General features: G+C 73.3%; 14 protein-coding genes. 6 read left to right on the forward strand and 8 right to left on the reverse strand.

The window, feature by feature from the left end:
- Positions 1–72 precede the first annotated feature (72 nt).
- Together AC07FK_RS03400 and AC07FK_RS03405 are read right to left on the reverse strand one after the other, a co-directional pair.
- The gene (locus tag AC07FK_RS03400) at positions 73–795 is read right to left on the reverse strand and encodes a class I SAM-dependent methyltransferase (protein ID WP_479102089.1); all 723 of its coding nucleotides are present in this window, start codon (positions 793–795) and stop codon (positions 73–75) included.
- Positions 796–977: 182 nt separating this feature from the next.
- Entirely contained in the window at positions 978–3,512 is a 2,535-nt protein-coding gene (locus AC07FK_RS03405) for an ATP-binding SpoIIE family protein phosphatase (protein WP_479102571.1), read from the reverse strand.
- 193 nt (positions 3,513–3,705) lie between these two features.
- Between AC07FK_RS03405 and AC07FK_RS03410 the strand changes: the two genes are divergently transcribed.
- Complete coding sequence (locus AC07FK_RS03410; RefSeq protein WP_479102090.1) at positions 3,706–4,521, forward strand: SDR family NAD(P)-dependent oxidoreductase; 816 nt, start codon at positions 3,706–3,708, stop codon at positions 4,519–4,521.
- A 39-nt stretch (positions 4,522–4,560) separates the two neighbouring features.
- Here AC07FK_RS03410 and AC07FK_RS03415 read toward each other — a convergent pair whose 3' ends face one another.
- The 5 genes from AC07FK_RS03415 to AC07FK_RS03435 all read right to left on the reverse strand — a co-directional run bounded on the left by AC07FK_RS03415 (position 4,561) and on the right by AC07FK_RS03435 (position 10,529).
- Entirely contained in the window at positions 4,561–5,757 is a 1,197-nt protein-coding gene (locus tag AC07FK_RS03415; RefSeq protein ID WP_479102091.1) for a patatin-like phospholipase family protein, read from the reverse strand.
- A gap of 38 nt (positions 5,758–5,795) precedes the next feature.
- A complete protein-coding gene (locus AC07FK_RS03420; RefSeq protein WP_479102093.1) occupies positions 5,796–6,875 on the reverse strand; it encodes a ComEC/Rec2 family competence protein in 1,080 nt (359 codons plus the stop codon).
- Between the two features lie 56 nt (positions 6,876–6,931).
- Entirely contained in the window at positions 6,932–8,698 is a 1,767-nt protein-coding gene (locus AC07FK_RS03425) for a S8 family serine peptidase (protein ID WP_479102094.1), read from the reverse strand.
- A gap of 127 nt (positions 8,699–8,825) precedes the next feature.
- On the reverse strand, positions 8,826–9,455 hold the full coding sequence (locus AC07FK_RS03430) for an alpha-ketoglutarate-dependent dioxygenase AlkB (RefSeq protein ID WP_479102096.1): 630 nt from the start codon (positions 9,453–9,455) through the stop codon (positions 8,826–8,828).
- Between the two features lie 36 nt (positions 9,456–9,491).
- Complete coding sequence (locus AC07FK_RS03435) at positions 9,492–10,529, reverse strand: enoyl-CoA hydratase/isomerase family protein (protein WP_479102097.1); 1,038 nt, start codon at positions 10,527–10,529, stop codon at positions 9,492–9,494.
- 162 nt (positions 10,530–10,691) lie between these two features.
- On the opposite strand from AC07FK_RS03435, the gene tdh reads away from it, so the two are divergent.
- The 3 genes from tdh to AC07FK_RS03450 all read left to right on the forward strand — a co-directional run bounded on the left by tdh (position 10,692) and on the right by AC07FK_RS03450 (position 13,956).
- Positions 10,692–11,720, forward strand: coding sequence for an L-threonine 3-dehydrogenase (gene tdh, locus AC07FK_RS03440; RefSeq protein ID WP_479102098.1), 1,029 nt, complete (start codon positions 10,692–10,694; stop codon positions 11,718–11,720).
- Between the two features lie 140 nt (positions 11,721–11,860).
- Positions 11,861–13,042, forward strand: coding sequence for a glycine C-acetyltransferase (locus tag AC07FK_RS03445; protein ID WP_453402853.1), 1,182 nt, complete (start codon positions 11,861–11,863; stop codon positions 13,040–13,042).
- A complete protein-coding gene (locus AC07FK_RS03450) occupies positions 13,039–13,956 on the forward strand; it encodes a LysR family transcriptional regulator (RefSeq protein WP_479102100.1) in 918 nt (305 codons plus the stop codon). Before AC07FK_RS03445 ends, AC07FK_RS03450 begins: the two co-directional genes overlap by 4 nt.
- Before the next feature lie 149 nt (positions 13,957–14,105).
- Here the strand turns inward: AC07FK_RS03450 and AC07FK_RS03455 are convergent, their stop codons facing one another.
- Positions 14,106–15,044: a slipin family protein gene (locus AC07FK_RS03455; RefSeq protein ID WP_479102101.1), complete on the reverse strand. Its 939-nt coding sequence runs from the start codon at positions 15,042–15,044 to the stop codon at positions 14,106–14,108.
- 164 nt (positions 15,045–15,208) lie between these two features.
- On the opposite strand from AC07FK_RS03455, the gene rpmF reads away from it, so the two are divergent.
- Both rpmF and AC07FK_RS03465 read left to right on the forward strand, forming a co-directional pair.
- On the forward strand, positions 15,209–15,379 hold the full coding sequence (rpmF, locus tag AC07FK_RS03460) for a 50S ribosomal protein L32 (RefSeq protein WP_028814853.1): 171 nt from the start codon (positions 15,209–15,211) through the stop codon (positions 15,377–15,379).
- A gap of 5 nt (positions 15,380–15,384) precedes the next feature.
- Positions 15,385–16,572, forward strand: coding sequence for a GTP-binding protein (locus AC07FK_RS03465; RefSeq protein ID WP_479102103.1), 1,188 nt, complete (start codon positions 15,385–15,387; stop codon positions 16,570–16,572).
- The last annotated feature ends 3 nt before the right edge of the window (positions 16,573–16,575 follow it).

Below are 16,575 nucleotides of genomic sequence, written 5' to 3' on the forward strand. Positions count from 1 at the left end.
CGCCCGTACGGGGTCGGCGCCGCAGCCGCTCGCGGCCGGCGCGGAGCGCGCCCGGGAGCGTACGGCGCGCTCTCAGCCCGTACGGCCCACCACCAGCCACTGCGCGGGCAGCTCTATGCGGGTGCCGTCCGCCCGGAACTCTGTCTGCGGAAGCGTCGTACGGCCGTCCGCCAGGACGGTGAGCCCGCACGCGCGCAACAGGTCCGGCACTTCCGTATCGGCGGAGCCGGCCGGTTTGAGGCCGTGCGCGAAGACCCGGGCCAGCTTCGGCGGCGGTCCGCCCGGCTCCCGCATCAGCTCCCCGAGTACGGTCTTCGCGTCGGCGGTCAGCTCCGCCAGGAAGGCCCGCCCCCGCTCCCCGAGCAGCTCGGCGACCGCCGCCGCGACCAGGGGCCGGTCCCGTGGGTCGCTCTGGTGGATGACGGCGCGCAGGTAGACGTTGCTGTCACCGAGCCTCTCGTGCAACTGCCGCACGGCGCCGGTGTCGGTCACGTCCATCTGCCGGAACTCGACCGTCCGCCCGGTGTCGGCCCTGCGCGCGTGGGCTATCCCCGCGTGGGAGACGTCGAGGCCCACCGCCAGGGGAAAGTGGCGGGCCAGGTAGCGGGTCTGCGTGCCGTTCCCGCATCCCACATCGACGACGGGCCGCGACGGGTCGGCGTACGGAGCGAACAGCTCCAGGTGGGGTGCGGCGGCCAGCGACGGGTCGCTGTCCCAGATCGCCGCGCCGGGGGTGCCCGGGGTGTCGCCCCAGTAGCTCTCCCACGCGTGTACGTAACGGCCGGTCAGAGTCATCGGAGGCCCCCGGTGCGGACGATGTCGGCGGAACGCGAAGACGGCGGGACACGCGGACCGCCGGACGCGAGGACGGCCGGAGGACGTTCGTGGTGACACGGCGGTGCGCCCCCGGCGCGGTGCGGACCGCGCCCCCCGGTATCTACCCCGCCGCACCCCGCCCGGACACCAGGAGCGGAGGGTCAGCCGCTCGGCACGCCCCGGCTCGCCCCCACTGGCAGCGCCTGCTCGAACCAGACCACCTTGCCCGGACCGGAGTGGCTGGCCCCCCACCGGTGCGCGAGCCGGCTCACCAGCCGAAGGCCGCGCCCGGACTCCTCCTCCGGCCCGGCGTCGCGCATCACGGGCAGCGTGTGGTCCGCGTCCGCCACCTCGCACAGCAGCGTGTCCGCGCGCACGAGCCGAAGCTCCACGGGCCGCCCGCCGGCGTGCCGTACCGCGTTGGTGACGACCTCGCTGACCATCAGCCGGGTGGTGTCGGCCAGCTCGGGCAGGCCCCAGCGCGCCAGTTGACCGTCCACCAGCCGCCGGGCCCGTCCCACGTCGGCGGCGGTGGGGTCGAGGCGCCAGGTCGTCGCGTCGGCGGCCGGCATCCCGTTCAGCCGGGCCACCAGCAGGGCGATGTCGTCGCCGCGTCCGCCGGACCGCTCCGCCGCCGGCACGGTGAGCGCCCGGACGATGGCGTCGCACGCCTCGTCGACAGTGGCCGCCGGGTGCGCCGCCGCCTCGCACAGCGCCGCCAGGCCGGTCCCGATGTCCTCCCCGCGCACCTCGACCAGCCCGTCCGTGCAGAGCACCAGCCGGTCGCCCGGCGACACCGGGACCCGCGCGGTGGCGAACGGCACTCCGCCGAGGCCGATCAGCGCGCCGCCCGGCACGTCGATCAGCTCACCGCGCCCGGTCGCGGCCCGGACGAGCACGGGAGGCAGGTGCCCGGCGCTGGAGATCAGCAGCTCGCCGGCGACCGGGTCGTAGACCGCGTACAGGCAGGTGGCGAGATACTGGTCGCCGAACCGGTGGGCCAGGTCGTCGAGGTTTCGGAGCAGTTGGGCCGGGGTGATGCCCAGCGCGGCCATGGTGTGCACCGCCGTGCGCAGCTGGCCCATCCTGGCCGCCGCGTTCAGCCCGTGCCCGACGACGTCGCCCACGACCAGCGCCGTGCGGGAGCCGGGCAGCCGGACGGTGTCGAACCAGTCGCCGCCCACGCGGCCCAGCTCGGTGCCCGGCAGGTAACGGGTGGCGATGTCGCAGCCGGCCGTCCGGGGCTCGACCTGCGGGAGCATGCTCTCCTGCAGCGTCTCGGCCACCTGCTGCTGGCGCGTGTACATGCGGGCGTTGTCCAGGACGAGCCCGGCTCTGGCGGCGAGTTCCGCGCCGGTTCTCCGGTCCATGTCGGTGAACGGCTCGCGTCCCGGGCGGCGCATGAGCACCATGAACCCCAGGACGGCCGTACGCGCGGTGAGCGGTACGACCAGCAGCGAGCGTCCGCCGATCAGGGGACGCAGGTCCCGCTGCTCGAACCGGCCGGCGATGCGCTCGCTCAGCTCGCCGTCGATGTGCGGGACGAGCACGGGCTCGCCCGTCACCATGCACTGGAAGAACGGGGTCTGCTCCGGGAAGGTCAGCTCCTCGCCCACGGGCACGGTGTCGTCCCAGCGGCCCGGTTCGTCGTTGTGCTCCACCCAGACCCGGCGCCACGCGGTGCATCCGTCCGGCGGGCCGTCGGAGAAGCCCTCCCCGGAGAGCACCTGCACCCGCAGGTGGGTGCCCGCGAAGTCCGCGAACCGGGGGACGGCAGCGCTGGTGACCTCGCGGATCGTACGGGCCATGTCGAGGGAGCTGCCGATGCCGGCGCTCACCTCGTTGAGGAACTCCAGGCGCTCGCGGACGGCGGCGTGTTCGAGGTCCTGGGCGCGGTCGGCCGCAGAGTGCCGGTCGAGATCCGGTACGCGGCCGTCGGCCGGTTCCCGGTCGAGGGTCCGGCCGGGGTCCCGGTCATGGACCGGCTCCCCGTTCCGGCCGGCGTCCGCTTCCGGCGCCGGCGTCCTGTCGACCGGCATGGGGCGCAGGCGGTGTCTCGGCACGCCCCAGTCCGGTGTGACCGGGTAGCGCTCGTAGGTGCTCGTCTCCAGTACGGGATAGCCCAGTTCGAGCACCTGAGCCACGATGCGGCTCGCGGTGGCCGGGCCCATGTGGGGCAGGATGTCCGGCAGCCGTTCGGCGAGGCGGCCCGCCTCCGGGAACTCCGTGTGCAGCGCGAAACCGGGTGCGACCCGCCGGTACGGCTCCCCCTCCCCGCCCAGCCGCGACGCGTCGGCGGCCAGCACCAGCAGCCGCTCCGGCCCCGGCAGGGCCAGCGGGTACGCCCACCACAGCACGTCCAGCGATCCGCTTTCGCCCGGCGGGTGCGGTCCGTCGCCCGGCCGGGGGCACTTGGCGCGCCCGGACGTGAGGTGCCCGGTGAGACCTTCCTGGGCGGGCCCGTCGGACCCGTCGGGCCCCGGGGCGAGGGGGTCGTACCCGTACGGCGTGCCCAGGGCGCCCGAGACGGGCAGCAGGTCTGCGGCGGAGGCGCCCACGGCGTCCTCCCTGCGGTGCCCGAACAGCCGCTGCGCGCCGGAGCTCCAATGTGAGATGAGGCCGTCCCCGCCCACCACGACGACGGCGAGCGGCACCCGTCCGGACACGGCGCGCTGCCGTGGAACCTGAGCTTCCATGGGGTTGCGTTCCCTCCCGGCGGCAAGATCCTCCGACATCGCCCTCACCGTACGGGCGAGTAGCGGCCGGTGCGATGCGTACCGCGGGAAATGCCTCCATCGGGTTGCGCGGCGGGCCGCGGACGGCCGGCGGAGTCCGCCTCCCTATGATCACGAGGACGGCGCGCGACGACGACGGAGGGTGCGAACAGCCATGACAGAAAAGCGAGTTGTCATCGTCACGGGCGGCGGAACGGGCATCGGCGCGGCCACGGCCCGGCTGCTGCGCGGAGCCGGCCACCAGGTGGTCGTCTCGGGGCGCAGGCCCGAGCCGCTGCGCCGCCTCGCCGAGGAGACGGGGGCGCTGGCGCATCCGTCCGACGCCGCCGATCCCGACGCCGTCCGCGGCCTGGTCGACGCGACCGTGGCCGCGTACGGGCGGGTGGACGGGCTGGTGCTCAACGCCGGGATCGGACGCCCGGGGTCCGTGGGCGACGTCACGTTGGAGGACTGGGAGGAGGTCATGCGCACGAACCTGCACGGCCCCTTCCTGCTGCTGCGCGCCGCGCTGCCGCACCTGCTGCAGACGCGCGGCGCGGTGGTCGCGGTCGCCTCGGTCTCGGCACTGCGCAACGGTGTGGGCAACGCCGCGTACGCCACGTCCAAGGCGGCCCTGCTCCAGCTCTGCCGTTCCCTCGCCGTCGACTACGGGCGGTACGGGCTGCGCGCCAACACCGTGTGCCCGAGCTGGGTCCGTACCGAGATGGCGGACCGGCGCATGGCCCGGTTCGCCGAGGAGGCGGGGCTTGGCGACGGCGGCGTCGAGGCGGCCTACGAGGAGGCGACCCGGCTGCTGCCGGGGCGGCGGCCCGGCGAGGCGCGCGAGGTGGCCGAGGCGATCACCTGGCTGCTGTCGCCCGCCGCCTCCTACGTCAACGGGGCGGTGCTCACGGTCGACGGCGGGGTGACGGCGCTGGACCCGGGCACGGCGGCGTTCGACTTCCGCGTCGAGCCGCGCGAGCGGGGCTGAGCACCGGTCCGCGACGCCCCGGTGGGGCGCCGGAGCCCGTCACAGACGCGGCGGCGCCAGCGTGGCCGGGTCCGGCAGGAGGTGCGGGTGGAAGGCGGCGAGCCCGGCCCCCGCAAGCCACCACCCCCGGTACACGAGCGCCCGGCACAGGCCGGCGTCGAGGCGGTCGAAGACGGTCGGCACGAGCGCGAGGTCCCGGCCCCCGAACGCGCGGTGCTCGTCGAAGGCGTCGCGCCACCCGCGCAGCGGCGTGGAGCCGTCGGCCGGGAAGTCGGTGGAGAGGCCGACGAGTACACCCCGGCGCGCGCCGGGCGGCACCTCGCCGTCGCCGGCTCCCTCGCCCTGCTGGAAGCGCTCGACGATCGCGCGGGTCCGCAGGGCCGTGCTCTGGCGGTACAGCAGCGAGTTGGCCCGGGCGAGGTCGCGGATCACCGGGACGCGGCCGTACACGCCGGGCCGCAGCAGCCCCCCGGCGTTGAGCACGAGGACGAAGGCGTGCCGGTAGCGCTCGCTGTCGATCGCCTCCAGGCCGGTGTTGTCGTACGTTCCGCCGTCCAGCAGGGCCGGTGGGTGGGCGGCGCAGGGGAAGTGGGCCCGGTCCAGGACGAGGGGCGGGAACGCGCCGGGCACGGCGGCGGAGGCGGCCACGGCGAGGCTCAGTCTCAGCCCCGTGCCGGAGGTCCGGGCGAGTCCGGTCGTGTAGTCGCCGAACACGTCGCGTTCGAAGGTGAACCGGGCCCCGGTGGTGAGGTTCGCGGCGTTCAGGATCCAGCGCGCCTCCGGGTCGAGGTCCGCCAGCTCGATCCCGTCGAAGAACCACTCGTCCAGGCGTCGTGCCATGAGTTCGGTCCGGGTCGTCGGGCCGATCGTCCGCCACAGGCCGCGCAGGAGCGACCTCTTGAACGAGCGGGAGGAGACGCGTCGCAGGACCGGTTCCACGACGAGTTCGTCGACCGCCGCGGCGCTCCAGCCGCGTTCCCTGAGGGCCGGCCAGGCCGTCGCGAGGAACCCGTTCGCGACGGAGCCGCCGGACACGGACGAGGCGTACCGCAGGTTGGACAGCAGTCCCGCGTCGGCCAGCAGCCGTACGAATCCCAGCGCGGAGAGCGTGGCGCGGAAGCCGCCGCCGGAGAGGGTGAGGGCGACCGGCCGCGCCGCGGGCGGCGGTTCGGCCGGGCGGAGCGCGTCGCCGCACGGCCGTGCCTTCAGGCCGGTGCCCACGGCGGGAGAGTCCACGACCCAGGGGGTCGCGGCAGTGTTCCGGGCTGAGCCGTTCATCGCTGGTCACCGACTTCTATGACGAGTGCGGGATCCGTGGGCGGCCGGACGTCGACCTCGAAACTGCGTCTCCTGCCGAGGGCCTTCAGCGCGTCGGTGGCGAAGTCGACGGCGTTGGTGAGGTGGATGACGTACTCGTCGTCCGCGTCCCGGGACTCCACCAGCCAGCGCAGGGTGTCCTCGTGGGGGTGGTGGTGTCTGATCCCGTCGGCGGACACCACGTAGTGGTCGGCGTGCACGCTCTCGAAGAAGCCGGGTTCCACATTGCGCTCGCTGCCGTGGTGCGGCAGCTTGAGCAGGTCGACGTGCAGCGGCCGGTCGTCGGTGAGCAGGCCGCCGGTCCGCAGCCCGGTGAGGATGCGGTCGCCGCGGGCGTCCCCCGTGAGCAGGGCGGTGCGCCCTTCGTGCGTCAGCAGCATGACGATGCTCGACAGGTTCGGGACGGAGCCGTCCGTGTACGCAGCCGAGATCACCTCCGGGTCGCCCCGCTTCTTCGCCTCGACCCAGCGCTTCTCCAACTGCGCGAGGGCCACGTCGTCGGGGGCGACGACCGTGACGTGGAGGTCGTCGAGCGTCGCCTCGGCGCCTTCGGTCAGCGGCCCGTCGAACAGGGGGTTCCCGGCCAGGCCCAGCGCCGCCGCTTCGTCGCGGATGGCCCGCCCCTGCCCGTAACTCGCCTTGACGGCACCGCTGTCAAGGAGCGCGGCGTCGACGAGCGGCTGGACGGACGCGCTGAGGCCCGGGGCCCGCCGGTCGACGAGTTCCTCCACGGAGTTGAACCACAGCCGCGTCACCGCGAAGGGCTCGGCGAGCTCCTCGCGCCGGGCGCGCCGTATCTCGGCGAGCAGCCTGAGCAGTCCGGCGGCGTGGTCGTCGTCGACGTGGGACAGGCAGACGACGTCGAGCACGGGGACGCCGCCGCCGCCCGGCTCCAGCCGCGTCAGCCGGTCGCGCAGCGAGGCTTCGTACACTCCGCCGGGGCCGCCGTCGACGAGCATGACGCGCCCGTCCGGCCGTCCCCACCGTACGAGGAAGCAGTCGCCGTGCCGGGCGTCGAGGAAATCGAAGGTGAGCATCGCGGGTCGCCTTCCTCCTTCGCTGCCGCTTTCCGGCCGCCGTCGTCCCGCCTCCGTCAGACGGACTGCATGGCCCGCAGGACGTCGACGAGGCCGTACCCCTGGAAGTCGCGCTCGCGTGCGAGGTCCGTTGCCGTGGAGCACAGGATCTGTTTGACCCGCTCGGGACGCCCGAGGAGTTCCCTGTTGCGGGCCAGCAGCATCGCCGCGGCCCCGCTGACGTGGGCGGCCGCCTGGCTGGTCCCGTGCATCGCGGAGATGCCCGCGCCGGGGATGGGGCCGTCGATGTCCTCGCCCGGGGCGAGGAGGTCCGGCTTCGGCCTGCCGTCGCCCGTGGGGCCGCGGCTGGAGAAGTAACTGACGCCGTGGCGGTGCGGGTTGCTGCGGTGTGTCGAGCCGACGGTGATGACCGACTCCGCGTTGCCCGGGTCGGAGATGCTGATGCTGCGGTAGTCGGCGCCCAGGGTCCGGACGGCTCCGCCGAACCCTGCGTTTCCGGCCGCCGTGACGACCACGACACCCGAGCGCACGAGGTGGTCGCACTCGATGCAGACGGGCGTCCATCCGGTGGAGTGGGTCGCCACGTCGTGCGGTACGGAGAGACTGATGTTGACCCCGGCGATGACGAACCGCCCGGCCTGCTCGTTGATGTGCCGGATGGCCTGGAGCGCCGTCACGATGGAGAACTCGTCGCCCTCGCCCCCGTCGTCGAGCACCCGGAAGTCGTAGAGGCGGATCTGCGGGCAGATGCCGCGGAACGCGCGGTCGGGCCAGCTGGCGCCGAGGATGCCGGCGACGTGGGTGCCGTGGGGGTCGCCCGGTGTCGTGTACGGCATGTCGGTCCGCACCGCCCGGACCTGGGCCGTGGGGAGTCCCATCTCGACGTACGGCAGGGCGCGGGTCCAGTCGATCAGCCCGTTCTCCAGCGCGTCGGCGGACAGAGTGCCGCGTACACCGACGAAGTTGAACGCCCGGGTGACGCGGGAGGCGAGTTGCTTCGCCGGGGTGACGGTGGTGTCCCAGCCGTAGAAGGCGGGGTGGCGGGCGTCGATGCCGCTGTCGACGACGGCCCAGCCGATCGAGCCGCAGTCGACGGAGAACACCTGCTCGGCGGCGTCCGCCTTGATGGTCGAGCGGGAACGGACGACCGCCGGGGCGGCCTGACGGTTCGTCGTCACCGAGGTGACCGGGTGGCGCTGCCTGCGGTCGATGACCCCGCGCGCCGGCAGGTCCGCCGGCCGGGTCAGGGGCGACTCCAGGGCGACGGACGCCAGCATGCCGGTCATCAGCCGGGTGATGGCCCCTTCACCGGCCGGCTCGCCCGGCCGGTCCGCGTGCGAGGCGGCGATGACGCCGTGCAACAGGTTGAGGAACCACTCGAGGTGTTTGCCGCGCTCCTGGCGCCGTTCGATGTTGTCGTGGACGTCGCTGGTCGGCGGGCTCTTCACATGTCCCTGGAGAGCCGCCTCGATGCCCGGCTGCCCCACCTGTTCGGCGATCTCCTGGGCGAGGCGGACCAGGCTGAGGAGGTTCGTCATGGGCAGGACCGCACGCACCACTTCGCCGAGCGTCAGCCGCGCCGCCACGAAGCTGCCCGCGGCGACCGGTTCGCACTCCGTCATCTCCAGTTCCCTGAAGTGCTGGAGGACGCGCAGGGCGCCGTGCTCCTCGTTGATGGCCAGGATCAGATCCTCACGGTGCTCCGGCGGGCACGGCTGGGCGAGTGCCAGCCAGGCGTCGAAACGCACGGGGCAGTTGGTGGCCCACGGAACGGGAAACGGTCCCTGCCCGTAGAACGCCGCCTCTAGTCGGTCGCGGTCCATGAGGGCTCCCGGATCCCTGGTCAGCCCGTACAGCGGCTGTGACGGAGGGACGGACATCGGCGGAACCGGTGTTACGGGTGGTGCTCCCATTCTCCGTCCGCGTCCCGGGGGCCGCAACAACGGGCGTTCAGCGCACGCCCTGTGGGCGGAACTGCACGCTGATGCGCGGCCCCACGGCTCGCGTCGTCTTGGGAATCGCGTGTTCCCAGGTGCGTTGGCAACTGCCGCCCATGACGATGAGGTCGCCGTGCCCGAGAGGTTTGTGCACCGTGGCGGCGTCCCGCCGGCGCGGACGCAGCGCCAGCTGGCGGGGCGCGCCCAGCGACATGATCGCGACCATGGTGTCCTCCGTGCTGCCCCGGCCGATGGTGTCCCCGTGCCAGGCGACGCTGTCATGTCCGTCGCGGTAGAGGCACAGCCCGGCCGTCACGAACGGTTCGCCGAGCTCGGCGGCGTAGTGCGCGTTCAGCGCGGTACGGGCCTCTTCGAGGCTCGGGTGCGGCAGGGGGTCGTCCGCGCCGAAGAACGCCAGGAGGCGCGGCACCTCCACCACGCGCTCGTACATGACGCGCTGCTCGGCGCGCCACTCGACGTCGTGCGCCAGGACGTCGAAGAGCGTGTCGGCCCCCGTGACCCACTGCGCCAGCACGTCGATCCAGGCGCCGTGTCCCAGTGCGGTACGGCGCAGCCCGTCCAGCGGGCCGAGGGCGATCTCGTCCCCCTGGTCGAAGAGCGAGCCCTGGAGGTGTACGGCCATGGGTCCAGCGTACCGTCACTCAAACGTGTGTACGAATTACAGCGCGAGCGGCTCGATGCCCCGGCCGAGCGGCGCGAAGAAGCCCGCCACCATCGCGTCGGTGACCTCCGCGAGGGAGCGCGGCGACCAGCGCGGGGAGCGGTCCTTGTCGATCACCTGGGCGCGGATGCCCTCGACCAGATCGGGCGAGGACAGCGCCGCGCACGAGACGCGGTACTCCTGCTCCAGGACCTGGGCCAGTGTGCCGAGCGCCGCCGCCCGGCGCATCGCGGTCAGCGTCACCTTGAGGGCGAGGGGCGACTTGGCGAGGATCGTCCCGGCCGCCTCCTTCGCCGCCGGTTCGCCGCTGTCGAAGAGCCGGTCGAGGATCTCCTCGACGGTGCCGGCCGCGTAGCAGTGGTCGATCCACGCCCGGTGGGCGGCGAGCTCCCCCTCCGGCGCCGGGCGGGCGTACCGGGCCACCGCGGCCGCCGCCTCCTCCGTCGCGAGCTCCGCGAGCAGGGCGGGCAGCCGCTCCGACGGCACGAAGTGGTCGGCGAGCCCGCACAGCAGGGCGTCCGCCGCGCCGACCGCCGCGCCGGTGAGGGCGAGGTGCGTGCCGAGTTGGCCCGGGGCCCGCGACAGCAGCCAGGTGCCGCCGACGTCCGGCACGAAACCGATGCCGGTCTCCGGCATGGCCACCCGGGAGCGTTCGGTGACGACGCGGACGCCGCCGTGCGCGGAGATCCCGACGCCGCCGCCCATCACGATGCCGTCCATGACGGCGACGTACGGCTTGGAGTAGCGCGCGATGTGGGCGTTCAGCCGGTACTCGTCGCGCCAGAACGCGGCCGAGGCGGTGCCCCCGGCCCGGGCGTCCGCGTGGATCGACCGGATGTCCCCGCCCGCGCACAGGCCCCGCTCCCCCGCCCCGGTGACCACCACGGTCGCGACGGCCGGGTCCCGCTCCCAGGAGCCGAGGGCGGCGGCGGCGCGGTTCACCATGGCGTGGTCGAGGGCGTTGATCGCGCGGGGGCGGTTCAGCGTGAGGCGGGCGGCGTGCCCGTCGGTGCGCAGCAGTACGGAGTCGGTCATCGGCCCAGGGTAGGGACGGTTCGTCCGATCGGGTGCAACCGGGCCGCGCGTGAAGCTGCGCTGTTGGCCCGGTTAAGAAAACCTCGATGGACCGCGCGCCGCCGGCGCGACAGATTGGTACGCGTTCACGATCTCCCCCGCACCCCGCCTGGAGCCGAAGCCATGAAGGCACTTGTCAAGCAGTACGCCGAGCCCGGGCTGTGGCTGATGGACGTGCCGGAGCCGGAGACGGGCCCCGGTGACGTGCTGATCAAGGTGCTGCGCACCGGCATCTGCGGCACGGACCTGCACATCAGGTCCTGGGACGGCTGGGCCCGGCAGGCCGTCTCCACACCGCTCGTCCTCGGCCACGAGTTCGTGGGAGAGGTCGCGGCCGTCGGCGCGGACGTCCAGGACATCGCGGTCGGGGACCTGGTCAGCGGCGAGGGCCACCTGGTGTGCGGGAAGTGCCGCAACTGTCTGGCGGGACGCCGCCACCTGTGCCGCTCCACGGTCGGGCTCGGTGTCGGCCGCGACGGCGCGTTCGCCGAGTACGTGGCCCTGCCGGCCTCCAACGTGTGGGTGCACCGCGCGAAGGTCGACCTGGACGTGGCCGCGATCTTCGACCCGTTCGGCAACGCGGTGCACACCGCGCTCTCCTTCCCGCTGGTCGGCGAGGACGTGCTGATCACCGGCGCGGGCCCCATCGGCATCATGGCGGCGGCCGTGGCCCGCCACGCCGGTGCGCGCAACGTGGTGATCACCGACGTCAGCGAGTCCCGTCTGGCCATCGCCCGCAAGGCCGGCGCGACCCTCGCCCTCAACGTCGCGGAGTCGGACATCGCGGACGCGCAGCGGCAGCTGGGCCTCAAGGAGGGCTTCGACATCGGTCTGGAGATGTCGGGCCGGCCGGAGGCGATGCGGGACATGGTCGCGAACATGACGCACGGCGGCCGGATCGCGATGCTCGGCCTGCCGGCCGAGGAGTTCGCGGTCGACTGGTCGAAGATCGTGACGTCGATGATCACCGTCAAGGGAATCTACGGGCGCGAGATGTTCGAGACCTGGTACGCCATGACGGTGCTGCTGGAGGGTGGCCTGGACCTGAGCCCCGTCATCACGGGGAGCTACGCGCACCAGGACTTCGACGCGGCGTTCGACGAGGCGGCGACCGCACGCAGCGGCAAGATCATCCTCGACTGGACCACCTGAGCCCCTACCGCCCCGCCGCCCCGACGCGGCGGGAGCACGGAGCGCCGCGTCGCGGCGACCGTCCGGTCCGGCGCCCGGTCCCGCGCGGCGTCGATCAGCCCGGACCGCCCACACCACCTCACCGCAGGAGAGCCCGCCCCATGTTCACCTCCGTCCGCGAAGACCTCCGCACCACCCTCGACGAGATCCGCACCGCCGGCCTCTACAAGCCCGAGCGCGTCATCGCCACCCCCCAGAGCGCCTCCGTCTCCGTCCCCTCCGGCGACGTCCTCAACTTCTGCGCCAACAACTACCTGGGCCTGGCCGACCACCCCGAGGTCGTCGCCGCCGCCAAGGACGCCCTCGACCGCTGGGGCTACGGCATGGCCTCGGTCCGCTTCATCTGCGGCACCCAGGAGATCCACAAGGAGCTGGAGCAGCGCCTCTCCGCGTTCCTCGGCCAGGAGGACACGATCCTGTACTCCTCCTGCTTCGACGCCAACGGCGGCGTCTTCGAGACCCTCCTCGGCCCGGAGGACGCGGTCATCTCCGACGCCCTGAACCACGCGTCGATCATCGACGGCATCCGCCTGTCCAAGGCCCGCCGCCACCGCTACGCCAACCGCGACCTCGCCGACCTGGAGCAGCAGCTCAAGGACACGCAGGACGCCCGCCGCCGCCTGATCGTCACCGACGGCGTGTTCTCCATGGACGGTTACGTCGCCCCGCTCGCCGAGATCTGCGACCTCGCCGACCGGTACGACGCCATGGTCATGGTCGACGACTCGCACGCCGTCGGCTTCGTCGGTCCCGAGGGTCGCGGCACCCCCGAACTGCACGGCGTGATGGACCGCGTCGACATCATCACCGGCACGCTCGGCAAGGCGCTGGGCGGCGCGTCCGGCGGTTACGTCGCGGCCCGCGCGGAGATCGTCGAGCTGCTGCGCCAGCGCTCGCGCCCGTACCTCTTCTCCAACTCCCTCGCCCCGGTGATCGCCGCCGCGTCGATCAAGGTCCTCGACCTCCTGGAGTCGGCGGGCGAGCTGCGCGAGCGCCTCACCGCCAACACGAAGCTCTTCCGCACGAAGATGACCGAGGCCGGCTTCGAGATCCTGCCCGGCGACCACGCCATCGCGCCCGTCATGATCGGCGACGCGGCGGAGGCCGGCCGCATGGCGGAACTGCTGCTGGAGCGCGGCGTGTACGTGATCGGCTTCTCGTACCCCGTGGTCCCCATGGGCGCGGCGCGCATCCGCGTCCAGCTCTCGGCGGCGCACTCGACCGCCGACGTCGAGCGGGCCGTGGCGGCCTTCGTCGACGCCCGCGCGACAATGGCTGTGTGATCGACCCCAGACGACTGCGCATCCTGCGGGCCGTGGCGGACCACCGGACGGTGACCGCCGCGGCGGCGGCGCTGTACCTGACCCCGTCGGCCGTCTCCCAGCAGCTCGCCGCGCTGGAGCAGGAGACCGGGCACACCCTGCTGACCCGCAGCGGTCGGGGTGTACGCCTGACGGCGGCGGGCGACATCCTGCTGGCCCACGCCAACGCGGTGCTGTCCCAGCTGGAGCGGGCGGAGGCCGAGCTGGCGGCGTACGCGGGCGGGGCGGCCGGCGAGGTGCGGGTGGTGGCCTTCGCGACCGGCATCGCGGAGGTGCTGGCCCCGGCGATCAGCCGCCTCGCGGACGGGCACCCCGGCATCCGGATACGGGTGCGGGACGCCGAGGGCGACGAGAGCCTGCCCCTGGTGCTGGACGGCGAGGCGGACGTGGCGCTGGCGGTGGAGTACCGGGGAGCGCCGCGCGAGGACGACCGGCGCCTCGCCCGTGTACCGCTCTACGCGGAGCCCTTCGACGCCGTGCTGCACGCGTCGCATCCACTCGGCCAGAACCCCGAGGTCGCGCTGGCCGAACTGGCCGACAGCGACTGGATCGGCCCGTACCCCGGCAATCCCTGCCACGACGTGATGCTGCTGGCCTGCGAACTCGCCGGCTTCCAGCCGCGCCTGGCGCACTCGTCGGACGACTTCCGGGCCGTCGTGGCGCTGGCGGGCGCGGGGGCGGGCGTGGCGCTGGTGCCCCGTTCGGCGCTGCGCGGGATGGAACTGAAGGACACGGTGGTACGTCCGGTCGCGGGCCCCGCCGCCACCCGCCGCGTGTTCGCGGCGGTGCGCCGGGGGGCGGAGGACCACCCGCTGATCAAGCCGGTGCTTGACGCCCTCGCAGCGTCGGCGGCCGGCCTCTCCACCACGGGCTGACGGCGGCCTGCGGACCCGGCGGCACCGGCCGGTCCGAGCGCGGTCCCGCCGTCTTCGGCGTCCCGCAGCACACCCCCGCCCGTCCGAACGCGCAACTCACCCGGGACAGGCCGGAGACGAGGCCCACCGTTACGCCCCGGCGCTCGCCGTCACGACCGGGCGAAGTCCCCCGCCTGGCCGGTGACGGCCCGCGCCCGCTCGGCGGCCGGGGCCGCCGCCTCGTCCGCGAGCGGCAGCCGGGGCTCGGAGGCCGGCGCGTCCGCGGGGTGTTCCGGCCCGTCGCCGGCCCGCCCTCGCTCCCGGTGCTGCTCGGGCGGCGGCCCCTGCTGTTGCGCCGCCCGCTCCAGGAACCGCAGCAGTTCCACGGGGAAGGGCAGGACCAGCGTCGAGTTCTTCTCGGCCGCCACGGCCACCACCGTCTGCAGCAGGCGCAGTTGCAGCGCCGCCGGCTGGTCGGACATGACCCCCGCCGCCTCCGCCAGCTTCTTCGACGCCTGGAGTTCCGCGTCCGCGTTGATGACGCGCGCCCGCCGCTCGCGGTCGGCCTCGGCCTGCCGGGCCATGGACCGCTTCATCGTCTCCGGCAGCGACACGTCCTTGATCTCGACCCGGTCGATCGACACGCCCCATCCCACGGCAGGGCTGTCGAGCATCAGCTCGAGACCCTGGTTGAGTTTCTCCCGGTTCGACAGCAGGTCGTCGAGATCGCTCTTGCCGATGATCGAGCGCAGCGACGTCTGCGCCATCTGGGAGACCGCGAACCGGTAGTCCTCCACCCGGACGACGGCGTCGGCGGCGTCCATCACCTTGAAGTAGATGACGGCGTCCACCCGCACCGTGACGTTGTCGCGGGTGATGCCGTCCTGAGCGGGCACCGGCATCGTCACGATCTGCATGTTCACTTTCCGCAGCCGGTCGACCCCGGGCACGATCATGGTGAGACCGGGGCCCCGGATGTCCTGGCGCAGGCGCCCGAGGCGGAACACCACGCCCCGCTCGTACTGCCGCACCACGCGCGCCCCAGCCGCCACGTACACGACGACGGCCGCTCCCGTGGCCGCCCCGACTGTCAGAAGCTCCTCGAGCATCACGACCCCCAATGGGTCCGAGCCGCACCTTAATTGTCACGATACGCCCGGGTATGCGCCCAGGTCGAGAAGCCCATCACTCCCCGCAATTGAACATGGAATCCATTTGCATGTAGCGTTCGGTGACCGCACACCCGGCGCACTCTCTCCCCAGGAGGACTCCCATGGCCGTACCCAAGCGGAAGATGTCCCGCAGCAACACCCGCCACCGGCGCGCCCAGTGGAAAGCCACCACACCGCAGCTCGTTCCCGTGACCGTCGACGGCTCGGTGTACCGCGTGCCGCAGCGGCTGGCCAAGGCGTACGAGCGCGGCCTCCTGCGCCCCGAGGGCTGACCGGCATGAGCGAGCCGACCCTCCCCGGCCGCGGCCGGCTGCCCGTCACCGTGCTCTCCGGGTTCCTGGGAGCGGGCAAGACGACCCTGCTCAATCACATCCTGGGCAACCGGGACGGCCTGCGCGTCGCCGTGATCGTCAACGACATGAGCGAGGTCAACATCGACGCCGCGCTCGTGCGGGGCGGCACGGCTGAGCTCTCGCGCACCGAGGAGCGTCTGGTCGAGATGACGAACGGGTGCATCTGCTGCACCTTGCGCGACGACCTGCTCGAAGAGGTCGGCCGGCTGGCCGGGGAGGGCCGTTTCGACTACCTGCTCATCGAATCGAGCGGCATCTCCGAACCCATGCCGGTCGCCGCCACGTTCGCCTTCCCCCGCGACGACGGGGCGACGCTCGGCGACGTGGCCCGCCTGGACACCATGGTCACCGTCGTGGACGCCGCCGGTTTCCTGCCCGAGCTGAACGGCGGCGACGGGCTCGCCGAACGCGGTCTCGACCAGTACGAGGACGACGACCGCACGGTCAGCGACCTGCTGATGGACCAGATCGAGTTCGCCGACGTCATCGTGCTCAACAAACTCGACCTCGTCGACACGGAGACCGCGCACCGGCTGCGGGCGGCCCTCTCCCGCCTCAACCCGGCGGCCAGGATCGTCACCGCCACCCACGGCCGCGTCTCCCCCGCCGAGGTGCTGGGCACCGGGCTCTTCGACCTGGAGCGTGCCCAGGAGGCTCCGGGCTGGGTGCGGGAGCTGAACGGCGACCACGTGCCGGAGACCGAGGAGTACGGCATCTCCAGCACGGTGTTCCGCGCGGAACGCCCCTTCCATCCGTGGCGCCTGTGGGAGTTCGTCACCGCCGGACTCGACAGCGGGGCGTACGGGCAGATCCTGCGCTCCAAGGGCTTCTTCCGGCTGGCCACCCGGCCGCGCGTCACGGGCCTGTGGTCGCAGGCCGGCGCGGTGGCCCGCTTCGAACCCTCGGGGGCGTACGACCCGGCCACCGGGCACGGGCAGGAACTCGTCTTCATCGGTACGGGCCTGCGGGCGGAGGCGCTGCACGGCGCGCTGACGGCGTGCCTGGCCGCCGCCGGCGAGGACGCCGTGGCGGACGACCCGTTCCCCGCCTGGGAGACGTACGGCATCGACGACGCGTGCGCGCACGAGGCCCCGGTACCGCAGGGAGCCTGATCC

This window comes from Streptomyces sp. NPDC046122 (genome assembly GCF_056429965.1).